The organism is Haloprofundus marisrubri (genome assembly GCF_001469955.1).
Taxonomy (GTDB): domain Archaea; phylum Halobacteriota; class Halobacteria; order Halobacteriales; family Haloferacaceae; genus Haloprofundus; species Haloprofundus marisrubri.
On record NZ_LOPU01000018.1, the window covers coordinates 150,113 to 174,698 of the forward strand.

Below are 24,586 nucleotides of genomic sequence, written 5' to 3' on the forward strand. Positions count from 1 at the left end.
GGTGGTGATAAAAATCCATGCCATTCGACCGATAGGAAGACGACCGAGAGGACTAGTCGTCTCAGCGGTGTCGACGCCGACGCAGCATCAACACAGACACCGCCGCCCCGACGACCCACGGAAGGATACCGGGCGCACCACCGAACGTAGAGGCGAGTCGGTCTACCGGTGTCTCTGTGTCCGTCTCCGGTTCGGTTTCGGTCGGTGTCTCGGTGTCCGTTTCCGTGGGCGTCTCAGTATCGGTTTCCGTGGGCGTCTCAGTATCGGTCTCCGTGGGCGTGTCCGTCTCCGTTTCTGTTGGCGTTTCAGTTTCAGTCGTGGGTTCGGTCTCTGTCTCCGTTTCCGTCTCGGTTGTCGTCTCAGTCGCCGTTTCCGTCTCTGTCGTCGTGTTCGTCGTCGTGTTCGTCGTCGTCTCGTTCGGTGTTCCGTTCGGCGTTTCCGTCTCGGGGCACTCCGCTACCGTCACGTCGGCAGTTTCGTCGCCGTTGACCGGCACGCGCGAGTCGATTTCATCAGAATACGCCGAGAACCGCGTGTCGGCCGGTTCAGCGTTCGTTATCGTCACCGACCCGTTCGGTCCGACTTCGACGAACTGAGTCGGCGGTCCGTCGAGGTTCGGCGTGACGGAGACGTTGACCGAGAAGTTGTTCGGGTTCGTGATGGTGTACTCCTCGCACGCCGCCGAGACGACGGTGACGGACTGTATCTCGGGTGGGCACGGCGTCACCTGTACCGACTCGGCTTCGTTGCCGTTGACGAAGACGACAGCCCCGTTGTCGACTCGTTCGGCGGTCAGTTCGACGACGACGTTCGCGTTCGGCGTCGGCGGCGAGAGTTCGCTGTCGTTGATTACGCGCGTCTCGTTCGGCGCGAGCGTGATGTTTCGGACCGCCACCGACGAGTTCTCGACGATGATTTCGTACGTGACGTTCACCTCGTACGGTTTCGGGTTTTCGAGCACGAACTGTCCGCAGTCGACGGCGGTGGCGTTGACGTTCGGGAACCCGCCGCATCGGATGCCGTCGAGCGTCGCTGTCTGGCCGTCGTTCACCGGCACTCGCTCTGTGTTACCGCCCTCGCGTTCGGCGGTGACGCGTATCGTCGACTGGTTGAACGAGTCCGCGCCGATAGCCGAGTCGTCGACGAGTCGCGTCTCGCCCGGCGAGAGAACGACGTACTCGGTTTCGGCGTTCGGGATGCCTTCGGTGTCGTAGACGACGGTGTAGCTGACGTTCACCGCGAAGCGGTTCGGGTTGCTGAAGCGCACCTGCTCGCAGTCGAGCGACTCCGCGGTCACCGACTGCACCGACGGTACGTCGCGCGGTTGGTCGCCGTCACCAGCGCCACCATCGTTACCGTCGGCCCCATCACCGTCAGAGTCGTCACCATCCGCGGGTGCCGGCGGTTGTTCGACTTCACAGCGCCCCTGAATCACGTACGCGGCACCCGGACCGGAGTCGTCGCCGTCGGCGTACGGTGCACCGACGAGGATGTCCTCTCTGTCGTCGCCGTCGAGGTCACCGGCGTCAGACACCCAAAAGCCCGCGCGGTCGTTCGGACTCGTGCCGCGGAACGTCGCGTTCGCGTCCGTAAGACTCTGCGGACCCGCGAGCGTTTCGCCGCCGTAGACGAGGTACGCAGCACCGGTGTTCGACCCGCTCGTGCCGTTGCGGGGCGCGCCGACGAGCACGTCGTCGAACGCGTCGCAGTTCACGTCGCCGGACCCGGCACTGGAGACAGACCACCCGGCTTGGTCGCCGGACCCGGCACCGTAGAGGGTCGCGTTCGCGTCGGCCAACGAACGCACTTCTAGCTCGTCGTCATCGTCGTCCTCGCTCTCCGCACCGAACACGACGTACGCGGCACCGGCGTTCGACCCGTTCGTGTCGTTTCCGGGCGCACCCACGACCACGTCGCTGAGGCCGTCGGCGTTCACGTCACCCGCGTCGGCGACGGCGAAGCCGGCGTTGTCACCCTCGCCCACGCCGCCGAGTTTGAGCGTCGCGTTCGACAGCGAGCGTTCGCCGTTCTCGCCGTCTTCGGCATCGACCCCGAGTCCGTCGGTAACGACGTACGCGGCCCCGGCGTTGGGCGCGCCGTCGCTCGTGTTGTTCCCGCGAGCGCCGACGAGAGCGTCGACTCGGCTGTCGTTGTCGAAGTCACCCGCGGGCGAGAGCGCCCATCCGGCCCGGTCGTTTCTCCCCTCGCCGAGATACGTCGCGTTCGCCTCCGTCGCGTTCTCGAACGCGCCCGCCGCCAGCGCCGAGGTGTCAAACGAGTGTGCTGCACCCGCTCTCGTAGCGACGCTGTCGTTGAACGGCGCGCCGACGAGTACCGCCGTCGCGTTCGTCGCGTTGGCGAACTCGTCGCTGCCGTTGCCGATTACCGCGAGCGAGTACCCGAACGCGTCGCCCGTCGATGCGCCGGTGACCGTCTCGTTGGCGTCCGCAAGCGAGACGACACCCGACAGCGACTCGGAACCGTAGCTGAGATACACGGCCCCTGTGCTGCCGTTCGCGCCGGGTGCACCGACGATGACGTCGCTCAGGCCATCGCCGTCGACGTCGCCCGCGGCGACGCTCGACCCGGCGAGGTCACCCGCCTCGACGCCGACGAACGTCGCGTTCGCCTCCGAGACGTTGAGTCGCTCGGCGTCGACCGGTCCGTAGAAGAGGTACACTGCACCCGCGTCGGGGCCGACGTTCGGCGTTCCGTTCGTCGCGTTACCTCGGTCGGCCCGCGGTGCGCTGACGAGAAGGTCACCTTCGCCGTCGCCGTTCACGTCGCCGGCGGGGACGACGCGCCACCCGGCGCGGTCGGTCACGTTCTGCCCGACGATGGTGGTGTTCGCCGTCGAGAGGTTCCGGTCACCTTCGACGGTTCCGCCGAACGGGTCGTCTGTCTGCTGTGCCGCCGTCGGTTCCGTCGTCGCGTCCGGTGGTTGCAACGTCTGCGATTGCGACCCGGAGGCTGCAAGCGGGCCGACACCCGCGTACACGGTTCCGGCGAGAAGCACCACTACGACCGCGACGACGGCGTAACTCGCTGGGTTCCGCTGTCGAGATGTGCGCATGTGAATCGGTCGAGAACAGGTACGATTGTTATTTGTTAACAACCAACAGTAAATCTCGTCGTGTTTCGGATAGCCCCTGCGAGAGTGCCGCGTACGCGACTATTCGGTGGAGATGGATGCCCGGTCGAACTGTCGACTGATGGAGACGACTCGGACGGTCCGGTGGAGTCGCGGCCGAGTCGCGCGGGGTCGCGGCGCAGACACAGCGAAACCACGCCGAAATCTTTGGTTGCACCTCTCCGCGAGGCGAATCGTTTTGGTTCGAGCGGCAGACACCGAGCTATGGAGACCTACGACATCGAGCGGTACCTCAACGTCCGCAGCGCGGGCGGTGGGTCGTTCGGTCCCGACGGTGAGCGAATCGCCTTCCTGATGGACACGACCGGCACCTCGCAGGTGTGGAGCGTCGGCGCGGCCGGCGAGTGGCCCGAACAGCACACGTTCTACGAAGAACGCGTCACCTTCGTCTCGTGGTCGCCCGAGCGGCCGGAACTCGTCTTCGGGATGGACGAGGGTGGCAACGAGCGCCAACAGCTCTACCTGTTGAACGTCGCCAACGGCCGAATCACCGACCTCACTGCGATGCCGGACGCCAAACACCGCTGGGGCGGTTGGAGCCACGACGGCGAGCGCTTCGCGTTCACCTCGAACCGCCGCGACGAGTCCGTTTTCGACGTCTACGTCCAAGGCCGCGAGGAGGTCGGTGACGACGCCACGCTCGTCCACGAAGGGAGCGGGTGGCTCAACGTCGGCGGCTGGTCGCCCGACGACTCTCGGCTCATCGTCCACGAGGCGTACTCGAACTTCGACATGGACGTCTCGGTGTTGGACCTCGAAACCGGCGAACTGGGACACGTGACGCCGCACGAGGGGAACGTCCGCTACACGAGCGTCGAGTGGGCTCCCGACGGCGAGAGCCTCTATCTCACGACCGACCGCAACAGCGACACGCTCGATTTGGCGCGTCTAGACCTCGATACACACGAGTTCAGCGTCGTCGTCGCCGACGAGGAGTGGAACATCGACGGCGTCGCCGTCGACGACGAGACGGGCCGCATCGTCTACTCGCGCAACGCCGACGGCTACACCGAACTCTCGGTCGGCACGCTCGACGGGCCCGACACCATCGACCCGCTGCCCGACCCCGACCTGCCGAAAGGCGTCGCCGGCGGCGTCAGTTTCGGCCCCGACGCCGAGACGTTCGCCATCACGGCGACGCGCAGCACCGACAACACGAACGTCCACGTCGTCGACGTGGAGACGGGTGAGACCGAGCGGTGGACCCGTGCGTCGACGGCGGGCATCCCCCGAGACACGTTCGTCGAACCCGAACTCGTCCACTACCCGACGTTCGACGGCCGCGATATTCCGGCGTTCTTCTCGCTTCCCGAACGCGCCGGCGACGAGTCGAAAACCCCTGTGGTTGTCGACATCCACGGCGGCCCGGAGGCCCAACGCCGGCCGTCGTTCAACGGCGTCAAGCAGTTCTTGCTCAACCACGGCTACGCCGTCTTCGAGCCGAACGTCCGCGGCTCGGCGGGCTACGGGAAAGCCTACGGCCACCTCGACGACGTGGAAAATCGGATGGACTCGGTGCAGGACATCAAAGCGGCCGTCGAGTGGCTCCACGACCACCCGTCCGTGGACCCCGACCGAATCGTCGCCATGGGTGGCTCCTACGGCGGGTTCATGGTACTCGCGTCGGTGACCGAGTACCCCGAACTGTGGGCCGCCGCCGTCGACATCGTCGGCATCGCCAACTTCGTGACGTTCCTCGAAAACACCGGCGAGTGGCGGCGCGAACTCCGTGAAGCCGAGTACGGTAGTCTCGAAGACGACAGGGAGTTCCTCGAATCCATCTCACCTATCAACCACATCGAGCGGATTCAAGCCCCGCTGTTCGTTCTCCACGGCGAGAACGACCCGCGCGTGCCCGTCGGCGAAGCCCACCAAATCGTCGAACAGGCGCGCGAACAGGGCGTCCCGGTGCGCGAACTCATCTTCGACGACGAAGGCCACGGCTTCTCGAAGCTCGAAAACCGTAAGACGGCCTACGCCGCCATCGTGGAGTTCCTCGACGAACACGTCGGCAAGCCGGGCAAGCCTGCCTGAGCGCTCTCGAAGCGGGGTAAGTCCGTCCAGAGAGTGAGTGACGGCCCGTTGCCGACCTCGAACTTATCTTTCACCCCGTCGTTCTCTCCTCGGAGACGATTCGAGATGGTCGCAGCCGAGGAACTGTTCGTCCGCCTCGTCGGGACGAACCCGGTCGTACAGGGACTCGCGGGTGGCGTCATCATCGCGGTACTCAACACGCTCGGCGCGCTCGTCGTTCTCGTCTGGCGGAACCCGGGTGAACGAGCGCTCGACGGCGCACTCGGCTTCGCCGCGGGCGTGATGCTGTCGGCGAGCTTTACGAGCCTCATCCTCCCCGGCATCGCCATCGGTGGCATCGTGCCCGTCGTGGTCGGCATCCTCCTCGGTGTCGCCATTCTGGACCGCGCCGACGACTGGGTGCCGCACGTCCACGTCGTCATCACCGGGCGCGTCCGCGAGGACCCCGGCCGCGGCAACCCGCGGACGGCTTCCGTTCTCCTGTTCATCGTCGCCATCACGCTGCACAACATGCCCGAAGGTCTCGCCGTCGGCGTCTCCTTTGGCTCCGAGAACCTCGGTAACGCGCTCGCGTTGACGCTCGCCATCGGCCTGCAGAACATCCCGGAGGGGCTGGCCGTCTCCGTCGCCGCGCTGAACGCCGGCCTCGGTCGCTACTTCTACGCTGCACTGGCGGGCGTTCGAGCGGGATTGGTCGAGATTCCGCTCGCCGTCTTCGGCGCGTGGGCCGTCGGCGTCGCCGAACCCATTCTCCCGTACGCGATGGGCTTTGCCGCCGGCGGGATGCTGTTCGTCATCAGCGACGAGATCGTGCCGGAGACCCACGCCCGCGGCCACGAACGGATTGCGACGCTCGGGACGATGCTGGGCGTCGTCGTGATGTTGTATCTGGACGTGACGCTCGGGTAACGTGGGGAGTCTCACGACCTCGCTCGCGGATTTTGCTACGGCCCGAGTAAAGATTCGGTGGCCTACGTGGTCCAATCGTCCCGAATATCCGTTAGAGTCAAAGCGACGGGTAGCGAATTCCGCCCCATGAGCGCAGACGCAGACCAGAGAGCGATTCGGTGTCTCGTGGCGAAGGTCGGACTCGACGGCCACGACCGAGGCGCACACGTCATCGCCCGGGCGTTCCGCGACGCCGGATTCGAGGTCATCTACTCGGGACTTCACCGCGCACCGGACGAAATCGTCCAAGCCGCCGTCCAAGAGGACGTCGACGTTCTCGGCATCTCGATTCTCTCGGGGGCGCACAACACGCTGGTCCCGAAGGTCATCGAGGGTCTGAAAGAGTACGGCGCGTTCGAGGACACCCTCATTCTCGTCGGCGGTATCGTCCCCGACGACGACAAAGCCGAGTTGAAAGAGATGGGCGTCGCCGAGGTGTTCGGTCCGGGGACGCCGATGGCCGACACCATCGAGTTCGTCAGACAGAACGCTCCCGACCGCGCATGAGTCGGTCCGAGCAGACTGACCTCGTCGACCGCCTGCTCGACGGCGACCATCGCGCGCTGGCGCGGACCATCACGAAGATAGAGAACCGTTCGTCGGGCTACAGAGAACTGGTGTCGGCGCTGCACGAACACACCGGCGACGCCGAGGTCATCGGTATCACCGGGAGTCCCGGTGCCGGAAAATCGACGCTCGTCGACAAACTCGCCAAAACGTACCGCGACCGCGGCGAGACGGTCGGCGTCATCGCCGTCGACCCTTCCTCGCCGTACACCGGCGGGTCGGTACTCGGCGACCGCATCCGCATGGCGTCGAACGTCGGCGACATGGAGGTGTTCTTCCGGTCGATGAGCGCCCGCGGTGCGCTCGGCGGCCTCTCGACGGCCACCTCCGACGCCGTAAAAGCGCTCGACGCGTTCGGCAAGGACAAAGTCATCATCGAAACCGTCGGCGCGGGACAGAACGAAATCGACGTCGTCCGAACCGCCGACACCGTCGTCGTCCTCGTCCAACCGGGCAGCGGTGACGACGTGCAGATGCTCAAAGCCGGCATTCTGGAGATTGGCGACGTGTTCGTCGTCAACAAAGCCGACATGAGCGGAGCCTCCAAAACGGTCGCCGACCTCGAAGAGATGATTCACCTCCAAGGCGACCCGACCTCCAATCTCGACTTGGGCCACCACGGCGCGGGCGGCGGGTTCGAGAAACCCGAGGTCGCCGACAGGCCCGACGAGAACGAGATGAACGGCGAGGGTGAAGAGGGATGGACCGCCGACGTCGTCGAAACCATCGCCACGTCGGGTGAGGGTATCGACGAACTCATCGAGACGCTCGCGGCACATCGCGAGTTCCTCGAACGCTCGGGTCGCCTCACCGAGAAGGCGCGAACCCGCTACGCCGAGGAGATTCGGACGCTCCTGCGCGAGGACACCGGCGCGCTGTTGGAAGGCGAAATCGACCGCCGCGGCGGCATGGAGTCGTTCGTCGACGCCGTCGTCGCCCGCGAGACCGACCCCTACACCGTCGCCGACGAGTTGGTCGAACCGTTGCGCGACTGTCTCGAACGCGACGACTGAGCGCAGGCGGTCGAAAATGACACTGAGGACACCTCCGTTTTGCTGGCGTGAGTCTCGTGCTTCATGGGTTGAGAATCATACGGGTTGTTAACTCTCTATAGTCGAGCAGTTCGTTCAATGTATAACGTTCGTCAGGCAGCGGGTCGCCTGAACGTAGTGTCACTAATTACGATGGCACTGGGTGTCTCTATCTTCGCTCGGTTCGAGCTGGACCTGATTGCCTTGGTTCCAGTTGTCGGGATATTCGCCATCGCGTTAGTAGCCCTGTTCCATAGTCCAAAGAATTTTGACCAGAGAAAATATCTCGTCGCGGGCTATCTTGCCACCCAGATTTATATACTCGTCGTGCAGCCGAGTTATGCCACCACTGCAGTGAAACTCGGTTCGGCTACGTTCAGCATAGGTGCCGCTGCATACCTTCTACTGGACTGGTTCGAGCAACGTCACTTCGCCTACTATATTTGCGTTGCAGCGTTGGTCGTCAGTGTCTATCTCACTCTCAGTTACAGTGTCTTCTGGGGAATACTCTTGGCTGTGACGGCAACGGCAGTGCTGTACCAGAGAGTATCGCAGGCCCGCCGCACGTCTCAGTAGCTGAAACCGCTCGGACTCACTATACCGTTTCTCGCACAACTCCAACCAATGGCTAGCGTCATCCTCCCGACGGCACGGTGGACCGATTCCTGTGCGTCGCTCGCCGCCCAACTCGGCCCCGACGACGAACTGCTCGTCGTCTGCGACCGGCCGACCGACCCCGTGGCGAGTCACGACCCGCCCGCTGGCGTCCGTGTTCTCGTCGCTGGCGAACCGGTCCGGTGTTCCGGAAAGGCGAACGCGCTGGCGTACGCACTCGAACGCATCGACCAAGAGCGAATCGTCCTCACCGACGACGACGTGCCGCGCGACGACGAGTGGTTAGCGCGGATGAAATCCTTGGGAGCGGAGTACGACGCGGTGTCGGCCGCGCCGGCGTTCGTCGGCGACGGCTGGTGGCGACTCTTCGAACCGTTCACGGCGTTCGGCGGGTCGTTCACCGTCGTCCTCTCGAACGTGACGTGGGGCGGTGGCGTCACCTTTCGGCGCGACCAACTGGACCTCGACGCCTACATCGCGGATTTGCGCCGGACCGTCAGCGACGACGGCCTGCTCTGGGAGTATCTCGGCGACGAGGTGACGACGCTTCGCTCGGAACTGACACCCGTACCCGTCGACGGCGACTTTCGGAGCGTTCACGACCGACTCGTCCGATTCATCAAAATCGTCTCCGTGCCGGAACCGATACTGGGAGTCGCGCAGTTGCTGTTTCTCTCGCTCGTCGCGCTGTGGTGTCTGCTCGCGCCGCTTCTCGCCGCGCCGACGCTGACGGTGGGCGCGTACGCGATGTACCGCTATCTCGGTCTCGACCGGCCGACGTGGGCGCTGGCGTATCTCTCGGCGCTTCTGGCTCCGCTGATATTCGTTTACGCGCTCGCCGTGCCGACGTTCCGGTGGGGGCCGCGTCGCTACCGCTGGCGCTCGAAGTTCGACGTTCGGGTCGTCGAGTGAGTGGATTTCGCCCCCGTCGGGCGTAGCTATCAAGTCTCTCGCTCTCTACTCTCCGGTATGAAACTCCGACGAGCCATCGGCGGTGCCGCACTCGGTATCGGCGCAGTCGCGGCCGCAAACCGGATGCTCACGCAGGGCGCGGGCGAACTCGAACCGGCGCTCATCGGCGAGCAGCGCACGTATCGCTGGCGCGGGATGAACGTCGCCTACACCGAAGCGGGCGACCCCGACGACCCGGACCTCGTGTTGCTCCACGGCATCAACGCCGCCGGTTCCAGCGGCGAGTTCCGCGAAATCTTCTCCGAACTCGCCTCGGAGTACCACGTCGTCGCGCCGGACCTGCCGGGCTTCGGCCGGTCTGACCGTCCGCCGCTTCGCTACTCGGCGGCGCTGTACGAGGACTTCGTCACCGACTTCCTCGGTGAGTACGACGACCCCGCAGTCCTCGCGTCGTCGCTCTCGGCGGCGTACGCCGCCGCCGCAACCCGCGACACCGACGTCTCGCAGATGGTTCTCGTCTGTCCGACGACGAAAGCCGGCCCCGACCCGAAGCAGGCGCTTCGAGAACTGTTTCGCGCGCCGTTCGTCGGCACCGCAGCGTACAACCTCATCACGTCGCGGCGCTCGCTTCGGTACTTCAGCGCCGACCACGGCTACTACGACACCGAGAACCTTTCCGACGAGTGGGTCGACTACCAGTGGCGGACGACCCACCAGAAGAACGCCCGCTTCGCGCCCGCCTCGTTCGTCAGCGGCTATCTCAACTCCGACATCGACCTCGGTGAGATGCTGTCGAACCTCGACGTACCCGTGACGCTCGTCTGGGGCCGCGAAGCCGACGTGACGCCGCTTTCCGACGGTCGAGCGCTCGCCGACGAGGCCGACGCCCGACTCGTCGTCTTCGACGACGCGATGTTGCTACCACACGTCGAACATCCCGACTCGTTCCTCCGGACGGTCCGCGAAGAACTCGCCGAGACGGCGTAGTCGGACGACACCACCCAGCTTTTGCCGGAGAGACGCCGAGACCACTTCCTGAGAGGGGTGGATTCCTCTCGTACATCCCTCGACGGTAGGAGACGGAGGACGGCCACCGAGAACGACGGGGTTCCGAGTGCAAATCACACAGCAGTCCGAAACGACGAGACCCGAAATACGATTCGTGACACTCTCGGGCGCTCTACTATCTGATTTACCGAACACTGACCGCAGTTTCTTGTAGCACAAAAATCATTATTCTCCTCGATGAGGGGAAACGGTCGGTCACTGTTAGTAGTCGTTCTCGTCGGCGTCGTCGTTCTCGGGGCACTCCCGGGAGTCGCCACGGCGGTCACTCGAAGCGGCGGCACAGTCGTCGTCGCCGAGAACGAGACGGTCGACGAACTCGAAGCGTTCGGTGGGTCGGTGGTCGTCCGCGGGACGGTGGAAGGCAACGTCTCGGCACTCGCCGGCGACGTGTACGTCACCGAAACCGGTCGCGTCGGCGGCAACGTCGCCGGTGCGGCGGGGAGCGTTCGAATTGCTGGCGTCGTCGACGGCGACGTCGCCGGTGCGGCCGGAAGTCTCACGCTCGCCGAAGGCGCGACCGTCGGCGGCGACGTCGCGGCGGGAGCGGGAAGCCTCACCGTTGCGGAAGGAGCGACGGTCGGCGGTGACCTCAGCGCAGGTACCCAGACGGCCAGCATCAACGGTACAGTACAGGGCGACGCCGAAATCGGTGCAGACGAGATTATCCTCGGTCCAGCGGCGGTCATCGAAGGCGACCTCACGTACGATGGGAGCCTTCAACGCGCCGACGGTGCCGTCGTCGGCGGAGCGGTCGAACGCGACGATGACCTCGCCACCGCCGCACCGGCGGGAACGAACGGCCCGCTCGTTCCCGCGTGGGTGTCGGTTCTCTACGGACTGGTGACGAACCTGCTTTTGGGTGCGGTTTTGCTCTTCGTCTTCCCGTCGTTCTCCCAGCGCGTCGTACTGGAAGCGGCACGGAACCCCGCCTTGTCGGGCGGTGTCGGGATTCTCTCGCTGATAGTCGTCCCGCTCGCGCTGTTGCTGTTGGTGGTGACGCTCGTCGGGATTCCACTGGCGCTCGTGGGGTCGTTGGTGTTCGGACTGCTCGTTTGGGTCGGCGGCGTCTACGGCCGGTTCGCCGTCGGTGCCGTGATTCTTGCCTACACCGACCGGGAAGGCGAGTGGGCGGCGCTCCTCGTCGGTGTGGTCGTCGTCGCGTTCGCGGTCCAGATTCCGTTCCTCGGGTGGGTGGTGAACGTCGCAGTCGGACTCGTCGGGTTGGGGGCGCTGTTGCTCGCGCTCACGTCGGGCTACCGGCGTCGGCGGGCCGAACGTCAGGCGACGCCGGACGTGGGTGCGGTAACGTAGTTGTCTGAGAAATCGGTGTTCGTCGGCGACGCCGTCCGCCTACCGTGGCCGGAAGACGACAACCGGGTCGCCGGTGGTCTCGTGTTCTTCGACGGTCACGCCGACCGAGGTCCCGACTTCGAGGTCGTCGAACTCGACACCGCGGACGACGCCCGTCAGTCGAACCGGGCCGAAGTCGACGACGGCCGTCGCGTACGGCGTATCTCCCGCGAACGACGGCGCGGCGACGTGGACGACGCTGAACGACTCTACGGTTCCGGAGTCGGGCAGCGGTTGGTCTTCTAACTCCAGCGCACCGCAGTGCGGGCAGGTGCGCCGCGGCGGCAACGACCCGTGACTCTCTGGACACGCGAGATAGTAGCCCTCGCCCGCTTCGACGGCGTCTATCCACTCGTCGTAGCCGGTGTCGGCCATCAGTTCACCACCTCCAGCACGTGGACGACGGCGCTGGCGACGGTGCCGCCGGCGTTGTGCGTGAGACCGATTTCCGCGTCGGCGACGACGTCGCTGTTGGGGTGGTCGCCGCGGAGCAGTCGCGTCATCTCGACGAGTTGGCTGCCGCCCGTCGCGCCGACGGGGTGGCCTTTCGCCTTCAATCCTCCTGAAAGGTTGATTGGTCGGTCGCCGTCGCGGGTCGTCTCGCCGCGGCGGGCCGCGCCGATTCCTTCGCCGGGTTCGTAGAAGCCGAGCGATTCGAGTGCGAGAACTTCGGCGATGGTGAAGCAGTCGTGGACCTCCGCCACGTCGATTTCTTCGGGACTTCTCCCCGAGTCGGCGTACGCCTCTTCGGCGGCTTTCGTCGCCGCGGGGGTCTGGGCGAGGTGGTCGCGGTCCTGTAGCGCCATCTTGTCGCCACCCTGTCCGGTGCCGGTGATTGCGACGGGCGCGTCGATGTCGTGTTCCTCGGCGTACTCGTCGCTGACGAGGACGAGTGCGCTCGCCCCGTCGGTGATGGGGCAGGCGTCGAACAGATGCAACGGTTCGGCGACGGGTGGACTGTCGAGTGCCTGTTCGACCGAAATCTCGCGCTGATACTGCGCGAACTCGTTGTTGACGGCGTTGTGGTGGTTCTTCGCGGCGATGTGTGCGAGGTCTTCGCGTTCGCCGCCGAACTGCGAGAAGTACGCCTGCGCCATCAGCGCGTACGCGCCGGGGAAGGTGATGCCCGCGCGGACCTCGTACAGTTCGTCCGCGGCGATGGCGAGCGACTCGGTCACCTCCGCGGTTTCGAGGTTCGTCATCCGTTCCATGCCGCCGACGAGGACGACGTCGGCCTCGCCGTTGCGGACGTCTTTTATCGCCTGCCGCGCGGCGACGCCTGCGGAGGCACACGCTTGCTCGTAGCGGGTCGCCGGACAGGTGAGACCGGCAGCCTCGGCGACGAGCGGTCCCTGATGGGCCTGATGCTCCGCGAGCGCCCCCATGAAGTTCCCGTAGTGGAGGGCTTCGATGTCCTGGCGGGGGACGCCTGCGTCCTCGCGGGCGGTGAGTGCGGCCTCCGCGAACAGGTCCCGGCCGGTCCGGTCGGGGTGGCGGCCGAACTGCGTGAGACCGACACCGGCGACTCGTACGGAAGTCATGCACGAACGTAGATGATGTTCCGGTAAAGACCTGCCGAATCCGGCGTCTGCGTTCGGTTTTGCGTACGAAAGTAGTGAACGAGCGGCGACGAGCGACGAAACGACAGAACGGCGAAACGACGACACGATAGAGCGGGGAGGCGACGCAACGACGAGGCGAGAAAACGGCGGGACGAACCGGAGAGCGACCACGGGGACCACAACGATTACCGCGACACCGCGTCAGCCGATACCATGGAAGACACCGACTGGATTGGCGAGACGTTTACGAGCGACACCGGGTGGAATCACCTCGAAACGCTCGTCGACATCGGCAACCGAATGGCCGGAAGTCCCGGCGAACAGGAGGCCGTAGAGCGTACCCGCGACGCCCTAAGCGAGGTCGGCGCGCGCGACGCAGTCGTCGACGAGTTCGAGATTCAAGGCTGGGTGCGCGGCGACAGCGCCATCGAGGCGGGCGACACCACCCAAAACTGCATCGCACTCCCCCGGAGCCCCGCCGACGAGGTGACCGGCGAACTCGTCGACCTCGGCTACGGCCTCCCCGAGGATTTCGACGCCGACCTCAGTGGCAACGTCGTCATGGTCTCCTCGACGGTGCCGGACCACTACGACCGGTTCATCCACCGCCGCGAGAAGTACTACTACGCCGTCGAAGCGGGTGCGGCCGCGTTCGTGTTCAAAAACCACGTCGAGGGCTGTCTGCCGCCGACCGGCAGCGTCGGCACCCCCGACTCACCTATCGGCGATATTCCAGCAGTGGGCGTGAGCGCCGAAGTCGGCGCGCGCCTCACCCGCCGGTTCGAAGGCCAAGACATCACCGTCGGCGTCGACTGCGAGACGCCCAACGCGACGAGTGGCAACGTCCACGCCGTCGTCGGCCCCGACTCGGAGACCGAAATTCTCGTGACGAGCCACCTCGACGCCCACGACATCGCCGAAGGTGCCGCCGACAACGGGACGGGCACCGCGATGGTCGTCGAACTCGCGCGCATCCTCGCCGACAGAGCGACCGAACTCGACACTCGCGTCCGGTTCGTCCCCTTCGGCGCGGAGGAAGTCGGCCTCGTCGGGTCCGCACACGAAGCCGAACGCGCCGACTTCGACGCCATCAAAGCCATCGTCAACTTCGACGGCGTCGCCAACGGGCGGACGCTTCGGTTCCACACCCACGACTTCGACGAACTCGAAACTGCCGCCGAAGGTGTCGGTGACCGGTTCGACCACCCGGTGAGCGTCGTTCCCGAGCAACTGCCGCACTCGGACCACTGGCCGTTCGTCCAGTGGGGCGTCCCCGGCTACATGGTGTCGAGCGAGTCCGAGAGTCGCGGCCGCGGGTGGGGCCACACGTACGCCGACACGCTCGACAAACTCGAAGTCCGGACGTTCCGCGAGCAGGCAGTCCTGCTCGCAGACCTCGTCGTCGACCTCGCAGACGAGGGCACCGACGTGCCGCACAAAGACCCGGAGCAGATTGCCGAGCGCCTCGAAGCCGAGAACTTCGCGCCGGGGATGAAGATAACCGGCGACTGGCCGTACTGAGTGCGGTAAACGCCGAAGGCGTCGCCGTCGGCGGCGAGAACCGGCATCGAGCGCCCGTATCGCTCACCGAATCGCGCAGACTTTTAGCGACCGGCGAGTAACAGTCGTGCAATGAGTGAAGCGCGCGACGACGCGACGACGGCGGTTTCGCTTCGCGGCGACGACGACGGCCGGGTCGAGCGCGCGCTTCGCGCGACGGGATTCACTTTCACCGACGTGGCGGAGGCGACGTTCGTCGTCGCCGTCGGCGAACGTGCCGTCGCCGACGCTGTCAGAGAGCACCCACAGTGTCCGATTCTCCCCGTCGGCGTCGGGGGCCGACACTCGGTACCGCTGTCGGGGCTTGACGACGCGTTCGCGACGCTCGCCGAAGGCAGTCGTCGAACCGCCGACCACCCGCTTTTCGGCGTGAGTGTCGGCGGCGACCACGTCGCCGACGCCGTCTTCGACGCGACGCTCGTCACCAACGAACCGGCACGCATCTCCGAGTACGCCGTCAAAAGCGGCGGAGACTCCCTCGACGCCTTCCGCGCCGACGGCGTCGTCGTCGCAACACCACTGGGCAGTTCCGGCTACGCGCGCGCCGCAGGTGGACCGATAGTCACCCCCGGTGCCGGTGTCGCCGTCGTTCCCATCTCGCCGTTTTCGACGCGCTGGGACACGTGGGTCGTCGCCGACGACGTGACGCTGTCTGTCGAACGCGACGAAGGCGCTGTCTCGCTCGTCGTCGACGGCGACCGGACGACGGCTGTCGACCCGCACGTTCCCGTTCGCGTCGAACGGCGTGAGACGGTACGGTTGCTCCGCCCACCGACGCCCGAGTGAGCGGTCCGACGGCGCGCGGGATTGGAAAAACTCTAATGAGTCACCTTCCGATACTCAAGTATGCAACCGCTGCAGTACATCGTGCCCCTCGACGCACTCGAGGCAATCGCTCCGGGGCTACCGGTCGTTATCTTGGTGCTCGTGCTGGCGAACATGGTGACGCGCTTTCTCGGCCACCGCGCGCACGCTCGCCAAGCCCGCAAGGAAGACGACATCTCCCGATACACGCCGCACACGCTGACGAGCGGCGCACTCATCGTCGCGTCGCTGCTCTTTCTCGTGGTCGCGCCCCACGGCGGGATGGTCATGTCCGTCCTCGTGCTCGGGATGTTCGTCACCGACTTCTTCGAGTTCGAAGCCCGCCAAGTCGAAGCCCGCAACGGACTGACCGTCGAGCGGCCGAAAGGCGGCCTCGCGGCGTCGGTGCTGGTGCTTCTGTACGCCGCGTTCCAGAGTCTGTTCTTCCTCATCGCGGATATCTGGGCGCAGATTATCTGAGACGGGCGCTGCAGCCTTCGAGACGACGCGTCTTCTCCTCTCATACTCCGACGAGCGACGAGCCAACGCTGCGCGCGCGCCGACGAGGCGCTCGTCGGTGACTCCGTAGAATCGGTCGTTCACGTCCGCGGGTTCGTCACTAGCGTGCTTTCAGTTCCGGACCGCTCACTTCTTCTTGTTGCGCATCCCGAAACAACAGCAAGGCCTCAGGAGACGCCGTCAAACAGAATACCGCCGACAGACTGCCATACCGTGCCTGCCCGGATGCCACTGCTTCCGAGGCCGCGACGGGGGGTCACGAGACCGGTCCGTCGGAGGTGAGAGAACGCGCGCGGGACGAAGCCGTCGGCTCACAGTAACGTGGAGAAAAGCGAGAGACGCGAGAGAAAGAGAGCGGAGAACCCAGCGAGGGTGGTTCGACGCCGCTTACGACGAGCGTCGTTCGTCGTAGGTTGCGCGCAGTTCGCGGCCGACCGGGATGAGCACCCAGAAGGCGAGTGCGCCGAGGATTGCGAACCACAGCAGCACGTCCATCAGCGCGATGGCGATGCCGTTGAACAGGTCGGGACCCTCGACGGTCACGGGTTCGACCAACTGCGCGGCGCTCTCGAAACTGCTCGTACGGTACCAACCCGCCAGCACCATCCAGCCGAGTCCGCCGGCGGTTGCGATAGTCAGCCCCTTGATGAACTCGTCAGCCATTATCCGAGAGTTCGTCGGAGTCCTCTTGAGAGTTTCCCATTCCGCGGGCGCGGAATCTCGTTCCGAGAACGTAGACGCCCGCGCCGAAGGCGATGATACTGATGCCGACGAACGCGAGCGTCGCGCTGAGAACGGCCGGAGCGACGCCGAGACCGACCGCCGCCAGCGCTCCGTTGATGACCTGTCTGAGAAAGCTGAACTGGATGGTCGCCGCGTCGATGAGGATGAATCCGAGGACGACGGAGACGACGGCGATGAGCGTCGAGAAGACGGTTATCGTCTTGTATAACCGCATCGGGACGACGATGTCGCGTCGGCCCGACGACGACGTGTTCGTGTCGTCTCCGCGCGTCTCGTCGCTCCGCTCCTGTTCGGTCGGCGTCGTGTTGTCTCCATCGCTCGCGGGAGGCGTCTCTGTCGCGTCGGACCCGTCGCTGTTCCCGGTCGTCCGCTCGTCGGTGGTGTCACTGTTCGTATCTGAACTCATAGAAGAAAGGTCGGTGTGGTACCGCTAGCGCGGCGGCCGAAGCCGGTAGTACCGGCGGTTGAGGTCGTACATGTACCCCTCGCGCATCGTCTTGAGCACCGCGTAGGTGACGATACCCGCGACGATGGGCAGGAGGAACGTCAGGTCGAACAGCAGGTCGATGTTCATCGGGACCAGGTTCTGAACCGCGAGCACGCTGATGGTGAACGCGAAGACGACGCCGCCGACGCCGACGGCCGCCCAGAACGGCTGTTCGACGGGACGACGGGCGCTGCCCTTGTTCAGGAACGGCACCATGGCGATGAAGCCGACGACGACGACGTTAGCGAGCACGCCGTACGTCCGGTCGGCCATCAGCTTCTGCCCACCGAGAATGGACAGTTCGGGGTTGACCGGGCTGAGTTTCAGCAGGCCGAACGACCAGTACAGATACCAGTCGGGCAGGATGATAGCCGGCGTCGAACTCGGGTTCGCTGGTGGGCCGATGTGCGGCGGTAGCGTCGCCGAGAGGAAGAAAATCATCCCGACGAAGAAACTGGCGATAGAGAGGTTACGCACCGTCTCGTGGGGCCACGTCGGGAAGCCGAGTACGTCACGTTCGACGTAGTCGGATTCGGTTCGGAGGTCCTGGTCTTCGCGGCGCGAGCGCTCGAAGTACTCGTAGGTGAGCCGAGAGAGGCCGGTTTTGCGAGCCTTCCGCTCGCTCCACGTCGGCGTCTCGTCGTCGGGAGCGACGATGCCCGTGCCGCCGTCGGTTTCCGCGGTCGTGTTGTCGTTGTTGTCTGTCATTGTCTTTGCTCGATTAGTGCGGTTCCGCGATGCCCTGCACCCAGACGATGCCGATGTGGATGGCGATGAGCGTCGTCACGATGAACGGGAGCAGGAACACGTGGAGGATGTACATGCGCTGTAGCGTTGCTTGACTCAGCGTGAACCCGCCGAACACGAGTTGGGCGGCCCACTCGCCGATGAGCGGCACCGACAGCGCCATCTCGACGCCGATCTGACCCGCCCAGAAGGCGAGCTGGTCCCACGGGAGCAGGTAGCCGGTGTACCCGAAGCCCATCGTGAGGCTGATGAGGATGATACCGAGTATCCAGTTGAGTTCACGCGGTTCCTTGTACGACCCGGTGAAATACACCCGGAGCATGTGCAGGAACACCGCCGCGACCATCACCTGTGCGGACCACCGGTGGAGGCTGCGAAGGAAGAACCCGAACTGGAGTTCGGTCATGATGAACTCGATTTGGGTGTACGCCGTCGTCGGGTCGCCTGTCGTTGCCGGCGAGTAGTAAAAGCCCAGTAAGGCGCCACTCACCGCGGCGACGATGTACGAGAGCGTCGAGAACAGTCCCAGCGTGTACAGCGGGTACCAGTACCAGAACTTGTTGTCGAGGTTGTACTGTTCGGTGTGACTCTTCGGCATCTGGAGGTTCACTCGGTAGTAGAGTGACTCCAGAATCTCCAGATAGTCCACGATACGGAGTCGCTTGTCCATCCAGATGAGCGCGGTGAGGAACGTCGTCTCGACGGGCGAGAGGTCCTTTTCCTGCAGCCACGCGTTGTGGTCGTAGTCGTCTTTTCGTTCTAAGCTCATTCGTTACCTCTTGTAGTAGGGATAGACCGCGCGTTTGAGCGTGTCCCACGCGCCGGTCCCGATGGTCTCACCGTCGACTTGGTCCTCAGTGATGTAGAGGTCCTCCCACTTGCGACGGCGCTTCTTTACAATCATCACGTCTGGCAGGAACTCCTTGCGGTACAGCGCGAGGATGAACGCCAGGTCGACGAAAATCACGGTGAGAACGCCGCCGAGGAACATGTTCCCGACGTCGGTCAGTCCCCACCCGGAGACCAGTCCGTACGTGAACAGGAACACGAACAGCACCTCGATAATCGTCAGGAGGACGATTGCGATGGCTGCGGCGGTGCTCTCACGCGCCGGTTCGTACCGGTGGATATCGCCGTACGTGCTGCCGGAAGAGGACATCTACTGACCCCTCCCCGTGTTGGCCGATTCGCCGTACTTCAGGATGTAGAACGAGTAGATGATGGTGACGATGATTCCGAGAATCGTCGCCGACCCCACCCAGTGCGCCTGCACCGGTACGCCGAGTTCTTCGAGTTCCTTCTCGCCGCCACCTGCGGCGACGGTCGGAACGTCTTCGCCGACGGCGACAGCGCCTTTCATCCCGAGACCGGCGTGCGGTTCACACTGGTACTCGCTGATGCCGCCTTCCTCGAAGGTGTACTCGAACGTGAATCCGGCCTCGCTCGACGTCTCGGAGGTGTAGTCACCGGGGCCACCCGCGTGGGCGACGTTGTGACCGCCACCTTCGCCGGTCCACTCCCACGTGACCGTCGTGCCCGAGTCGACCCAGATACCGGCGGGTTGGAAGGCGTACGCCCCACCGTTACCGCTCGCGCCGACCTGCACGGTCACTTCGCTCTGTCCTCGCATATCCTGTGTTCCGCCGTCGACGCCGGAGAGCCAACTCCCGAAGTCGGGTTGCTGTCCGCCCCCACCGCCTTCTTCCTGCGCGGCGGCGGTTCCGGATGCGGCGGCTGCGGCGGCAGCCGAGCCACCAGCCGCTCTCAGAAATTCCCGCCTTTTCATACACGTGGGAGTCAGGAAGGGACGCGCTTAAAGCCTCCGACTGGCCGTCGTACCGCGATACGCGGCGGTATCTCTACTCTCGTTCCGACGCGGTGGTCGGCCGACTCTCGGCGCTCTCCTCGGCGTCGACTGCCGGCCGCGACGACCCCTCGCCACCGGGGAGAAACTCCGGCCGTTCGGTCGAGTCGGGGTCGAGCGCGCGCAGTCGGTTTCGGTACTCCTCGGCGCGGAAGCGGTCGGAGAGGCGCGCGTTGGCGACGGTCATGAACAGGAACAGGCCGATGAGGAGGAAGAAGAACGCCACCGCCGGCGGCGCGAAGTTCACCTGTCCGGCCGACGCGAAGGGGATGAGCGACGTCAACGGCGACCAGAGAACGAGCAGGCCGAGTGCGGCGACAATCTGGACGCCGGCGACGACCTGTAGCATGTTGTTCCCGAGTTGTCCCGTCCCCTCGGGAACGTCGTCGGGTTTCGGTAGCGAGGCGTCTCGAGGCGGTTCTTCGACCTCGTAGTCGTCCATCGAACAGAGCGCGACGGTCGGTTTTACGTCCCTGAGCACCGTTCCCTGCCCTTCGACGGTGCCGTCGTCGTAGACGATGGCGAACCCTTCGTCGGAGTAGGCGACCACCCGGTCCTCACCGTCCTCCCGGACGCGTTCGATGACCGCGAACACCTCGCGGCTGGCGACGCGCGAACGGAGTTCCTTCTCGACTCTGTCGAGCAGTTCCGGGCCGGTTATCCACGAGTCGCTGTCGAAGGCGACTTCCCACTCTTCGAGCGACATCTCCGCCATCTCTCTGGGACCGAAGTTGTCGAAGTCGTACTTCGACTCGACTTCGCGGCGGAGCGCGTCCAACTCGTCGGCGTCGGTCCCGGAATCGGCCTGCCGGTCGCTCGGTTCGTCGGGACCGTCCGCCGACGCGGATGACGGGTCGGACATCACTCACAGTAGTCGATACAGCGGTTTTAGCTTTCCGACACCTCGTCGCCGTTCGAGTGTTGAGCTAATCGGCTTCGGCCGCCGTCGGTCGCTGCAAACGAAAGTCGGGCCATTTAGGACGACACCCTCCCTAGTCGAACTGATGGTAAGCGACACCGCCATCGCAACGCTCGCCGCGTTGATGGTGACCGCGAGTTTCCCGTTCTACCTCTACGGCGCGTGGATAATGATTGACACCGAGACGGTGACGTGGGACGTTCTCATCTACCACCTGAAGTTCATCGTCACCGGCCTCGCGTTGAACACGATTCCGGTCGTCTTCTGGATGGCCCCGCGTCTGCTCGAACAACTCGGCGGCCTGTCGGCGCTGCACGCTATCCTCGGACTGCAGGCGTACGCGCTGCTCGTCTTCGCGTTGACTGGCATCGTCCGTATCTTTCAGGCCAAGCGAAACGCCGACCTGTATCACAACCCCGACCAGGAGTTGGACCTCAACGACCTCCACGAGAACATGGGTGCGTGGCGGGGTCGACTCCGACTCGGCGTGTTCGGCTACGTGCTGTTCTGGATTGCGGCGTATCTCGTCGGCGTGATACGCTACGTGACGATGTACTTCTGAAAAACCACGGTGGGCCGGCCGCCGACCCGAAACTCGGCCGAGTTACTGGAACGGCTCTTCGTCGCGGTGGTTGTCGATGTTCTCCTGTTCTTGGGCGTCGGTCTCGCGGTCGGTGGACTTCTGCTCGATATCCTCCTCCCGGTCGGCCTCCTCGGCGGCTTCTTGGGCTTCCTGTTGTTCGGCCTCCGCCTCGGCTTCTTCCTCGTCGTCGGCGTCGTCGCTCTGAACGTCCAGTTCCGTATCCTCCTCGAGGTCGATGCCGTGTTCGTCTTTGGCCATGTCTCCCCGTACGACGGACAGTCAAATAGTGGTGTTGGCCGTCACGGGTTCTGATACGTCACCGGGAAGGTTCGAATCGGTCCGAACTCACCACGCGTCGCCGCTCGCAAGGTCGACGTCGTGGTCGAGTTTCGAGGAGGGACAGATGTCTTCGAGCACGCACTCCGAACACGTCGGGTTCCGGGCGGTGCAGACCGCTCGGCCGTGACTGATGAGAAGGTGGGTGTACTGCTGCCAGTCCTCTTCGGGAACGACGGGCATGAGGTCCTCTTCGATTCGTTCGGGATACTCCTCCTCGGTGAGTCCGAGGCGACGACTGATTCGCTGGACGTGTGTGTCGACGACGATGCCTTCGACCACGTCGTGACCGTGTTGAAGGACGACGTTCGCCGTCTTGCGGCCGACGCCCGCGAGGTCGGTCAACTCGGACATGGTGTCGGGCACGTCGCCGTCGTGTTTCTCGACGATGTCGGCGGTGGCCGAGCGGATGTACTTCGCTTTGTTGTTGTAGTACGTAATCGACGAGATGGCGTCGGCCATCTCCTCTTGCGGCGCGTTCGCGTACTCCTCGGGTGTGCGGTAGGTCTCGAAGAGGTCGCTCGTGACCTTGTTCACGCGTTCGTCGGTACACTGCGCCGACAACATGACGGCGATGAGCAGTTCGAGGCGGTTCGAGAAGTTCAACGAAATCGTCGTATCCGGATACTCCTCGTACAGACGGTCGAGGACTTCCAACGCCTGCTCCTCGCGTGACGGCAGTGGCTCTCCCATATCCACCCCTGCGAGCGGGTGAAATTGAGTACTGTGGTTCGGCGCTGACCGCTGAGAGAAAGGCGAGCAGAAGACGCTGGTGTGTGCCGACGGCTACACTTATAGTCCAGTCCTCCCGAAATCAGGGTATGAGCTTCGATTTCGACCAGTTCGACCACCCGTCGTGGCTGACCGTCGCCGGCGTCGGTGCGGGTTACGGCGCGATTCTCTTGCTTATGTTCGTTCTCCTGTTTCTCGTCCCGCTGGCCGTCTTCGGCGTCTTCATCTCCCCGTAGCGGCTTCGACTTCGGGGTCTCGGACCCGCTTCCGTCGCCAGCGATTGCCACCAGCGTGACGCTCGGCGACCCGAAAGCGACCGAAGATAGCCGGCGCTCGGCGCGAGCGGATAAACGAGAGAAACGACGCGGCAGCCTCAGGCGAACGCGCGCGAGGCTTCGGCGTCGGTGTCGGTCTCTTCGGCCTGAATCTTCTCCCAGGCGTCGACGAAGTCCTGCATGAATATCTCGGTGCGGTCGTCGCGGATGGCGAACATCCCCGCCTCGGTGCAGACGGCTTTGATGTCGGCACCGGAGGCGTTCTCGGCCATCTCGGCGAGTTCCGCGAAGTCGACGTCGTCGGAGACGTTCATGTTGCGCGTGTGAATCTGGAAGATGATTTCGCGGCCCTCGTCGTTCGGCTTGGGCACTTCGATGAGGCGGTCGAAGCGACCCGGTCGGAGGATGGCGGGGTCGAGCATGTCGAAGCGGTTCGTCGCCGCGATGATGCGGACCTCGCCGCGGTCGGCGAACCCGTCCATCTCCGAGAGCAGTTGCATCATCGTCCGCTGGACCTCGGCGTCGCCGGAGGTTTTCGAGTCGGTTCGCTTCGAAGCGATAGCGTCGATTTCGTCGATAAAGAGCACTGCAGGTTCGTTCTCGCGGGCCACCTCGAACAGGTCGCGCACGAGTTTCGCGCCCTCGCCGATGAACTTGTGAACCAGTTCCGACCCGGCCATCTTGATGAAGGTGGCGTCGGTCTGGTTGGCGACGGCTTTGGCGAGCATCGTCTTCCCGGTACCCGGTGGGCCGTACAGAAGCACGCCGGACGGCGGGTCGATGCCGACCTCGGAGAACATCTCCGGGCGGTCGAGTGGCATCTCGACCGTCTCGCGCACTTCGTTCATCTGTTCTTCGAGGCCGCCGATGTCCTCGTAGGTGACGTCGGGGCTGTGTTCGACCTGCATGACGCGTGCACGCACGTCGGTTTCCTTTTCGAGTTTCTTAACGATGGAGAGAGAGTTGTTGACGGCGACGCGGGCGTCAGGTTCGAGGTCGTCCCGCATCTCGTCGGTCACTTCGGTGAGGGCCTCTTGGTTGTTGCCGTGCTGTTTGATGACGACACCGTCTTCGTTTATCTCTTGGACGGTGGCGACGAACAGCGGCGACTGCTTGAGTTTCTTGTTCTCGTGAGTCAGTCGCTCCAACTTCTGCTGGTACTTGTTGTTCTCGGCGTTCGCGTCGAGGAGTTTGTCCCGCATCTCCTCGTTTTGCGCTTCGAGGACCTCGAGGCGCTCTTCCAAGGCCTCGATTTTCTCCTGCTGTGACGCCGCCTCCTCGTCGTAGGGTAAGTCGACGTCGTCCACAGTATCGGTCATCGGGCGGATTAGGTCACAAGTTCATAAGAGGCTTCGGGTCGCGGGGCGACTCGCCGCCGCAAATTTCTGACAGTAATAACGAGACATAGCAAATATTATCTGGCTGTATGCCGCAGAGTGGGACATGAGCTGCACCGAGGTAGCCGCCACCGATTCGACCGACCGGTGGGAGGCGGTTCGTGACCTCCCCCCGAGCGCGAAACTCGTCGCCAAAGTTCTCGACTACAACGAGACGATGACGCAGAGTCAACTGGCAGAAGAGACGCTGTTGCCGCCGCGAACGGTCCGCTACGCGCTCACGAGACTCGAAGAACAGGACGTCGTCGATTCGCGGTTCTCCTTCTCGGACGCGCGCAAACGACTGTACACGCTCTCGGTCTGAGGCGCATTCGCCGCTTTTCGTCGTTCTCTCGTCTCCGTTTCGTCGCCGTCTCGTCTCCCTCGCGGGCGCGTAGATTT

Annotated in this window: 27 protein-coding genes; 14 read left to right on the forward strand and 13 right to left on the reverse strand. The window is 64.4% G+C overall.

Features of this window, described 5'->3' with window-relative positions:
* Nucleotides 1–61: 61 nt before the first annotated feature.
* The gene (locus AUR64_RS06480; RefSeq protein WP_058581135.1) at nt 62–3,073 is read right to left on the reverse strand and encodes an FG-GAP repeat protein; all 3,012 of its coding nucleotides are present in this window, start codon (nt 3,071–3,073) and stop codon (nt 62–64) included.
* A gap of 282 nt (nt 3,074–3,355) precedes the next feature.
* Here AUR64_RS06480 and AUR64_RS06485 point away from each other — a divergent pair, with 282 nt between their 5' ends.
* The 8 genes from AUR64_RS06485 to AUR64_RS06520 all read left to right on the forward strand — a co-directional run bounded on the left by AUR64_RS06485 (nt 3,356) and on the right by AUR64_RS06520 (nt 11,637).
* Nucleotides 3,356–5,185: a S9 family peptidase gene (locus AUR64_RS06485; protein ID WP_058581136.1), complete on the forward strand. Its 1,830-nt coding sequence runs from the start codon at nt 3,356–3,358 to the stop codon at nt 5,183–5,185.
* 105 nt (nt 5,186–5,290) lie between these two features.
* Complete coding sequence (locus AUR64_RS06490; RefSeq protein ID WP_058581137.1) at nt 5,291–6,094, forward strand: ZIP family metal transporter; 804 nt, start codon at nt 5,291–5,293, stop codon at nt 6,092–6,094.
* A 126-nt stretch (nt 6,095–6,220) separates the two neighbouring features.
* Nucleotides 6,221–6,640, forward strand: coding sequence for a cobalamin B12-binding domain-containing protein (locus AUR64_RS06495; RefSeq protein ID WP_058581138.1), 420 nt, complete (start codon nt 6,221–6,223; stop codon nt 6,638–6,640).
* Nucleotides 6,637–7,713, forward strand: a complete 1,077-nt coding sequence (gene meaB, locus AUR64_RS06500) for a methylmalonyl Co-A mutase-associated GTPase MeaB (RefSeq protein WP_058581139.1) — start codon at nt 6,637–6,639, stop codon at nt 7,711–7,713. Before AUR64_RS06495 ends, meaB begins: the two co-directional genes overlap by 4 nt.
* Before the next feature lie 171 nt (nt 7,714–7,884).
* Entirely contained in the window at nt 7,885–8,307 is a 423-nt protein-coding gene (locus AUR64_RS06505) for a hypothetical protein (RefSeq protein ID WP_205628382.1), read from the forward strand.
* A 48-nt stretch (nt 8,308–8,355) separates the two neighbouring features.
* Nucleotides 8,356–9,258, forward strand: a complete 903-nt coding sequence (locus AUR64_RS06510) for a glycosyltransferase family 2 protein (protein ID WP_058581141.1) — start codon at nt 8,356–8,358, stop codon at nt 9,256–9,258.
* 57 nt (nt 9,259–9,315) lie between these two features.
* Nucleotides 9,316–10,245, forward strand: coding sequence for an alpha/beta fold hydrolase (locus tag AUR64_RS06515; RefSeq protein WP_058581142.1), 930 nt, complete (start codon nt 9,316–9,318; stop codon nt 10,243–10,245).
* Between the two features lie 258 nt (nt 10,246–10,503).
* Nucleotides 10,504–11,637, forward strand: coding sequence for a bactofilin family protein (locus tag AUR64_RS06520; protein WP_058581143.1), 1,134 nt, complete (start codon nt 10,504–10,506; stop codon nt 11,635–11,637).
* A 39-nt stretch (nt 11,638–11,676) separates the two neighbouring features.
* Here the strand turns inward: AUR64_RS06520 and AUR64_RS06525 are convergent, their stop codons facing one another.
* Nucleotides 11,677–12,051 (reverse strand): Zn-ribbon domain-containing OB-fold protein, encoded by a 375-nt coding sequence (locus AUR64_RS06525; RefSeq protein WP_058581144.1) that lies wholly within the window; start codon nt 12,049–12,051, stop codon nt 11,677–11,679.
* Nucleotides 12,051–13,217 carry a thiolase domain-containing protein gene (locus AUR64_RS06530; RefSeq protein WP_058581145.1) on the reverse strand — a complete coding sequence of 389 codons (1,167 nt, stop codon included), beginning with the start codon at nt 13,215–13,217 and terminating at the stop codon, nt 12,051–12,053. Before AUR64_RS06530 ends, AUR64_RS06525 begins: the two co-directional genes overlap by 1 nt.
* Before the next feature lie 234 nt (nt 13,218–13,451).
* Between AUR64_RS06530 and AUR64_RS06535 the strand changes: the two genes are divergently transcribed.
* The 3 genes from AUR64_RS06535 (at nt 13,452) to AUR64_RS06545 (ending at nt 16,082) form a co-directional block, all read left to right on the forward strand.
* Nucleotides 13,452–14,759, forward strand: coding sequence for a M28 family peptidase (locus AUR64_RS06535; RefSeq protein WP_058581146.1), 1,308 nt, complete (start codon nt 13,452–13,454; stop codon nt 14,757–14,759).
* Between the two features lie 111 nt (nt 14,760–14,870).
* Nucleotides 14,871–15,584: an NAD(+)/NADH kinase gene (locus AUR64_RS06540; RefSeq protein WP_058581147.1), complete on the forward strand. Its 714-nt coding sequence runs from the start codon at nt 14,871–14,873 to the stop codon at nt 15,582–15,584.
* Nucleotides 15,585–15,644: 60 nt separating this feature from the next.
* Complete coding sequence (locus AUR64_RS06545; RefSeq protein WP_058581148.1) at nt 15,645–16,082, forward strand: DUF7313 family protein; 438 nt, start codon at nt 15,645–15,647, stop codon at nt 16,080–16,082.
* 426 nt (nt 16,083–16,508) lie between these two features.
* Here the strand turns inward: AUR64_RS06545 and AUR64_RS06550 are convergent, their stop codons facing one another.
* The 7 genes from AUR64_RS06550 to AUR64_RS06580 form a co-directional block, all read right to left on the reverse strand.
* A complete protein-coding gene (locus AUR64_RS06550) occupies nt 16,509–16,784 on the reverse strand; it encodes a DUF7314 family protein (RefSeq protein WP_058581149.1) in 276 nt (91 codons plus the stop codon).
* Complete coding sequence (locus AUR64_RS21420; RefSeq protein ID WP_338035570.1) at nt 16,777–17,271, reverse strand: DUF7315 family membrane protein; 495 nt, start codon at nt 17,269–17,271, stop codon at nt 16,777–16,779. The genes AUR64_RS06550 and AUR64_RS21420 overlap by 8 nt, the downstream gene beginning before the upstream one ends.
* Before the next feature lie 24 nt (nt 17,272–17,295).
* Entirely contained in the window at nt 17,296–18,060 is a 765-nt protein-coding gene (locus AUR64_RS06560; RefSeq protein WP_058581150.1) for a cytochrome B, read from the reverse strand.
* Between the two features lie 13 nt (nt 18,061–18,073).
* Nucleotides 18,074–18,868: a cytochrome b gene (locus tag AUR64_RS06565; protein WP_058581151.1), complete on the reverse strand. Its 795-nt coding sequence runs from the start codon at nt 18,866–18,868 to the stop codon at nt 18,074–18,076.
* 3 nt (nt 18,869–18,871) lie between these two features.
* Nucleotides 18,872–19,258 (reverse strand): DUF7318 family protein, encoded by a 387-nt coding sequence (locus tag AUR64_RS06570; protein WP_058581152.1) that lies wholly within the window; start codon nt 19,256–19,258, stop codon nt 18,872–18,874.
* Nucleotides 19,259–19,885, reverse strand: coding sequence for a halocyanin domain-containing protein (locus AUR64_RS06575; protein ID WP_058581153.1), 627 nt, complete (start codon nt 19,883–19,885; stop codon nt 19,259–19,261).
* A 73-nt stretch (nt 19,886–19,958) separates the two neighbouring features.
* Nucleotides 19,959–20,825, reverse strand: a complete 867-nt coding sequence (locus tag AUR64_RS06580) for a DUF7319 domain-containing protein (protein WP_058581154.1) — start codon at nt 20,823–20,825, stop codon at nt 19,959–19,961.
* A 142-nt stretch (nt 20,826–20,967) separates the two neighbouring features.
* Between AUR64_RS06580 and AUR64_RS06585 the strand changes: the two genes are divergently transcribed.
* Nucleotides 20,968–21,444, forward strand: coding sequence for a DUF7321 family protein (locus AUR64_RS06585; protein WP_058581155.1), 477 nt, complete (start codon nt 20,968–20,970; stop codon nt 21,442–21,444).
* Between the two features lie 42 nt (nt 21,445–21,486).
* Here the strand turns inward: AUR64_RS06585 and AUR64_RS06590 are convergent, their stop codons facing one another.
* Nucleotides 21,487–21,723: a hypothetical protein gene (locus tag AUR64_RS06590; RefSeq protein ID WP_058581156.1), complete on the reverse strand. Its 237-nt coding sequence runs from the start codon at nt 21,721–21,723 to the stop codon at nt 21,487–21,489.
* An 87-nt stretch (nt 21,724–21,810) separates the two neighbouring features.
* On the reverse strand, nt 21,811–22,494 hold the full coding sequence (nth, locus tag AUR64_RS06595; protein WP_058581157.1) for an endonuclease III: 684 nt from the start codon (nt 22,492–22,494) through the stop codon (nt 21,811–21,813).
* A gap of 128 nt (nt 22,495–22,622) precedes the next feature.
* Between nth and AUR64_RS20895 the strand changes: the two genes are divergently transcribed.
* A complete protein-coding gene (locus AUR64_RS20895) occupies nt 22,623–22,769 on the forward strand; it encodes a hypothetical protein (protein WP_169794658.1) in 147 nt (48 codons plus the stop codon).
* Nucleotides 22,770–22,906: 137 nt separating this feature from the next.
* Here AUR64_RS20895 and pan1 read toward each other — a convergent pair whose 3' ends face one another.
* Nucleotides 22,907–24,127: a proteasome-activating nucleotidase Pan1 gene (gene pan1 / locus AUR64_RS06600; protein ID WP_058581158.1), complete on the reverse strand. Its 1,221-nt coding sequence runs from the start codon at nt 24,125–24,127 to the stop codon at nt 22,907–22,909.
* A 124-nt stretch (nt 24,128–24,251) separates the two neighbouring features.
* Between pan1 and AUR64_RS06605 the strand changes: the two genes are divergently transcribed.
* Nucleotides 24,252–24,509 carry a MarR family transcriptional regulator gene (locus AUR64_RS06605; protein ID WP_058581159.1) on the forward strand — a complete coding sequence of 86 codons (258 nt, stop codon included), beginning with the start codon at nt 24,252–24,254 and terminating at the stop codon, nt 24,507–24,509.
* Nucleotides 24,510–24,586 lie beyond the last annotated feature (77 nt).

What these genes read in the sequence shown, in the direction of transcription:
- AUR64_RS06560 (WP_058581150.1), bottom strand. Translation starts at nt 18,060, where the DNA reads ATGACAGACAACAACGACAACACGACCGCGGAAACCGACGGCGGCACG.
- AUR64_RS06530 (WP_058581145.1), bottom strand. Translation starts at nt 13,217, where the DNA reads ATGACTTCCGTACGAGTCGCCGGTGTCGGTCTCACGCAGTTCGGCCGC.
- AUR64_RS06510 (WP_058581141.1), top strand. Translation starts at nt 8,356, where the DNA reads ATGGCTAGCGTCATCCTCCCGACGGCACGGTGGACCGATTCCTGTGCG.
- nth (WP_058581157.1), bottom strand. Translation starts at nt 22,494, where the DNA reads ATGGGAGAGCCACTGCCGTCACGCGAGGAGCAGGCGTTGGAAGTCCTC.
- AUR64_RS06545 (WP_058581148.1), top strand. Translation starts at nt 15,645, where the DNA reads ATGCAACCGCTGCAGTACATCGTGCCCCTCGACGCACTCGAGGCAATC.
- AUR64_RS06505 (WP_205628382.1), top strand. Translation starts at nt 7,885, where the DNA reads ATGGCACTGGGTGTCTCTATCTTCGCTCGGTTCGAGCTGGACCTGATT.
- AUR64_RS06525 (WP_058581144.1), bottom strand. Translation starts at nt 12,051, where the DNA reads ATGGCCGACACCGGCTACGACGAGTGGATAGACGCCGTCGAAGCGGGC.
- AUR64_RS06540 (WP_058581147.1), top strand. Translation starts at nt 14,871, where the DNA reads ATGAGTGAAGCGCGCGACGACGCGACGACGGCGGTTTCGCTTCGCGGC.
- AUR64_RS06580 (WP_058581154.1), bottom strand. Translation starts at nt 20,825, where the DNA reads ATGTCCGACCCGTCATCCGCGTCGGCGGACGGTCCCGACGAACCGAGC.
- AUR64_RS06605 (WP_058581159.1), top strand. Translation starts at nt 24,252, where the DNA reads ATGAGCTGCACCGAGGTAGCCGCCACCGATTCGACCGACCGGTGGGAG.
- AUR64_RS06495 (WP_058581138.1), top strand. Translation starts at nt 6,221, where the DNA reads ATGAGCGCAGACGCAGACCAGAGAGCGATTCGGTGTCTCGTGGCGAAG.
- AUR64_RS21420 (WP_338035570.1), bottom strand. Translation starts at nt 17,271, where the DNA reads ATGAGTTCAGATACGAACAGTGACACCACCGACGAGCGGACGACCGGG.
- AUR64_RS06515 (WP_058581142.1), top strand. Translation starts at nt 9,316, where the DNA reads ATGAAACTCCGACGAGCCATCGGCGGTGCCGCACTCGGTATCGGCGCA.
- AUR64_RS06565 (WP_058581151.1), bottom strand. Translation starts at nt 18,868, where the DNA reads ATGAGCTTAGAACGAAAAGACGACTACGACCACAACGCGTGGCTGCAG.
- AUR64_RS06490 (WP_058581137.1), top strand. Translation starts at nt 5,291, where the DNA reads ATGGTCGCAGCCGAGGAACTGTTCGTCCGCCTCGTCGGGACGAACCCG.
- AUR64_RS06480 (WP_058581135.1), bottom strand. Translation starts at nt 3,073, where the DNA reads ATGCGCACATCTCGACAGCGGAACCCAGCGAGTTACGCCGTCGTCGCG.
- AUR64_RS06585 (WP_058581155.1), top strand. Translation starts at nt 20,968, where the DNA reads ATGGTAAGCGACACCGCCATCGCAACGCTCGCCGCGTTGATGGTGACC.
- meaB (WP_058581139.1), top strand. Translation starts at nt 6,637, where the DNA reads ATGAGTCGGTCCGAGCAGACTGACCTCGTCGACCGCCTGCTCGACGGC.
- pan1 (WP_058581158.1), bottom strand. Translation starts at nt 24,127, where the DNA reads ATGACCGATACTGTGGACGACGTCGACTTACCCTACGACGAGGAGGCG.
- AUR64_RS06550 (WP_058581149.1), bottom strand. Translation starts at nt 16,784, where the DNA reads ATGGCTGACGAGTTCATCAAGGGGCTGACTATCGCAACCGCCGGCGGA.
- AUR64_RS06485 (WP_058581136.1), top strand. Translation starts at nt 3,356, where the DNA reads ATGGAGACCTACGACATCGAGCGGTACCTCAACGTCCGCAGCGCGGGC.
- AUR64_RS06570 (WP_058581152.1), bottom strand. Translation starts at nt 19,258, where the DNA reads ATGTCCTCTTCCGGCAGCACGTACGGCGATATCCACCGGTACGAACCG.
- AUR64_RS06535 (WP_058581146.1), top strand. Translation starts at nt 13,452, where the DNA reads ATGGAAGACACCGACTGGATTGGCGAGACGTTTACGAGCGACACCGGG.
- AUR64_RS06590 (WP_058581156.1), bottom strand. Translation starts at nt 21,723, where the DNA reads ATGGCCAAAGACGAACACGGCATCGACCTCGAGGAGGATACGGAACTG.
- AUR64_RS06575 (WP_058581153.1), bottom strand. Translation starts at nt 19,885, where the DNA reads ATGAAAAGGCGGGAATTTCTGAGAGCGGCTGGTGGCTCGGCTGCCGCC.
- AUR64_RS20895 (WP_169794658.1), top strand. Translation starts at nt 22,623, where the DNA reads ATGAGCTTCGATTTCGACCAGTTCGACCACCCGTCGTGGCTGACCGTC.
- AUR64_RS06520 (WP_058581143.1), top strand. Translation starts at nt 10,504, where the DNA reads ATGAGGGGAAACGGTCGGTCACTGTTAGTAGTCGTTCTCGTCGGCGTC.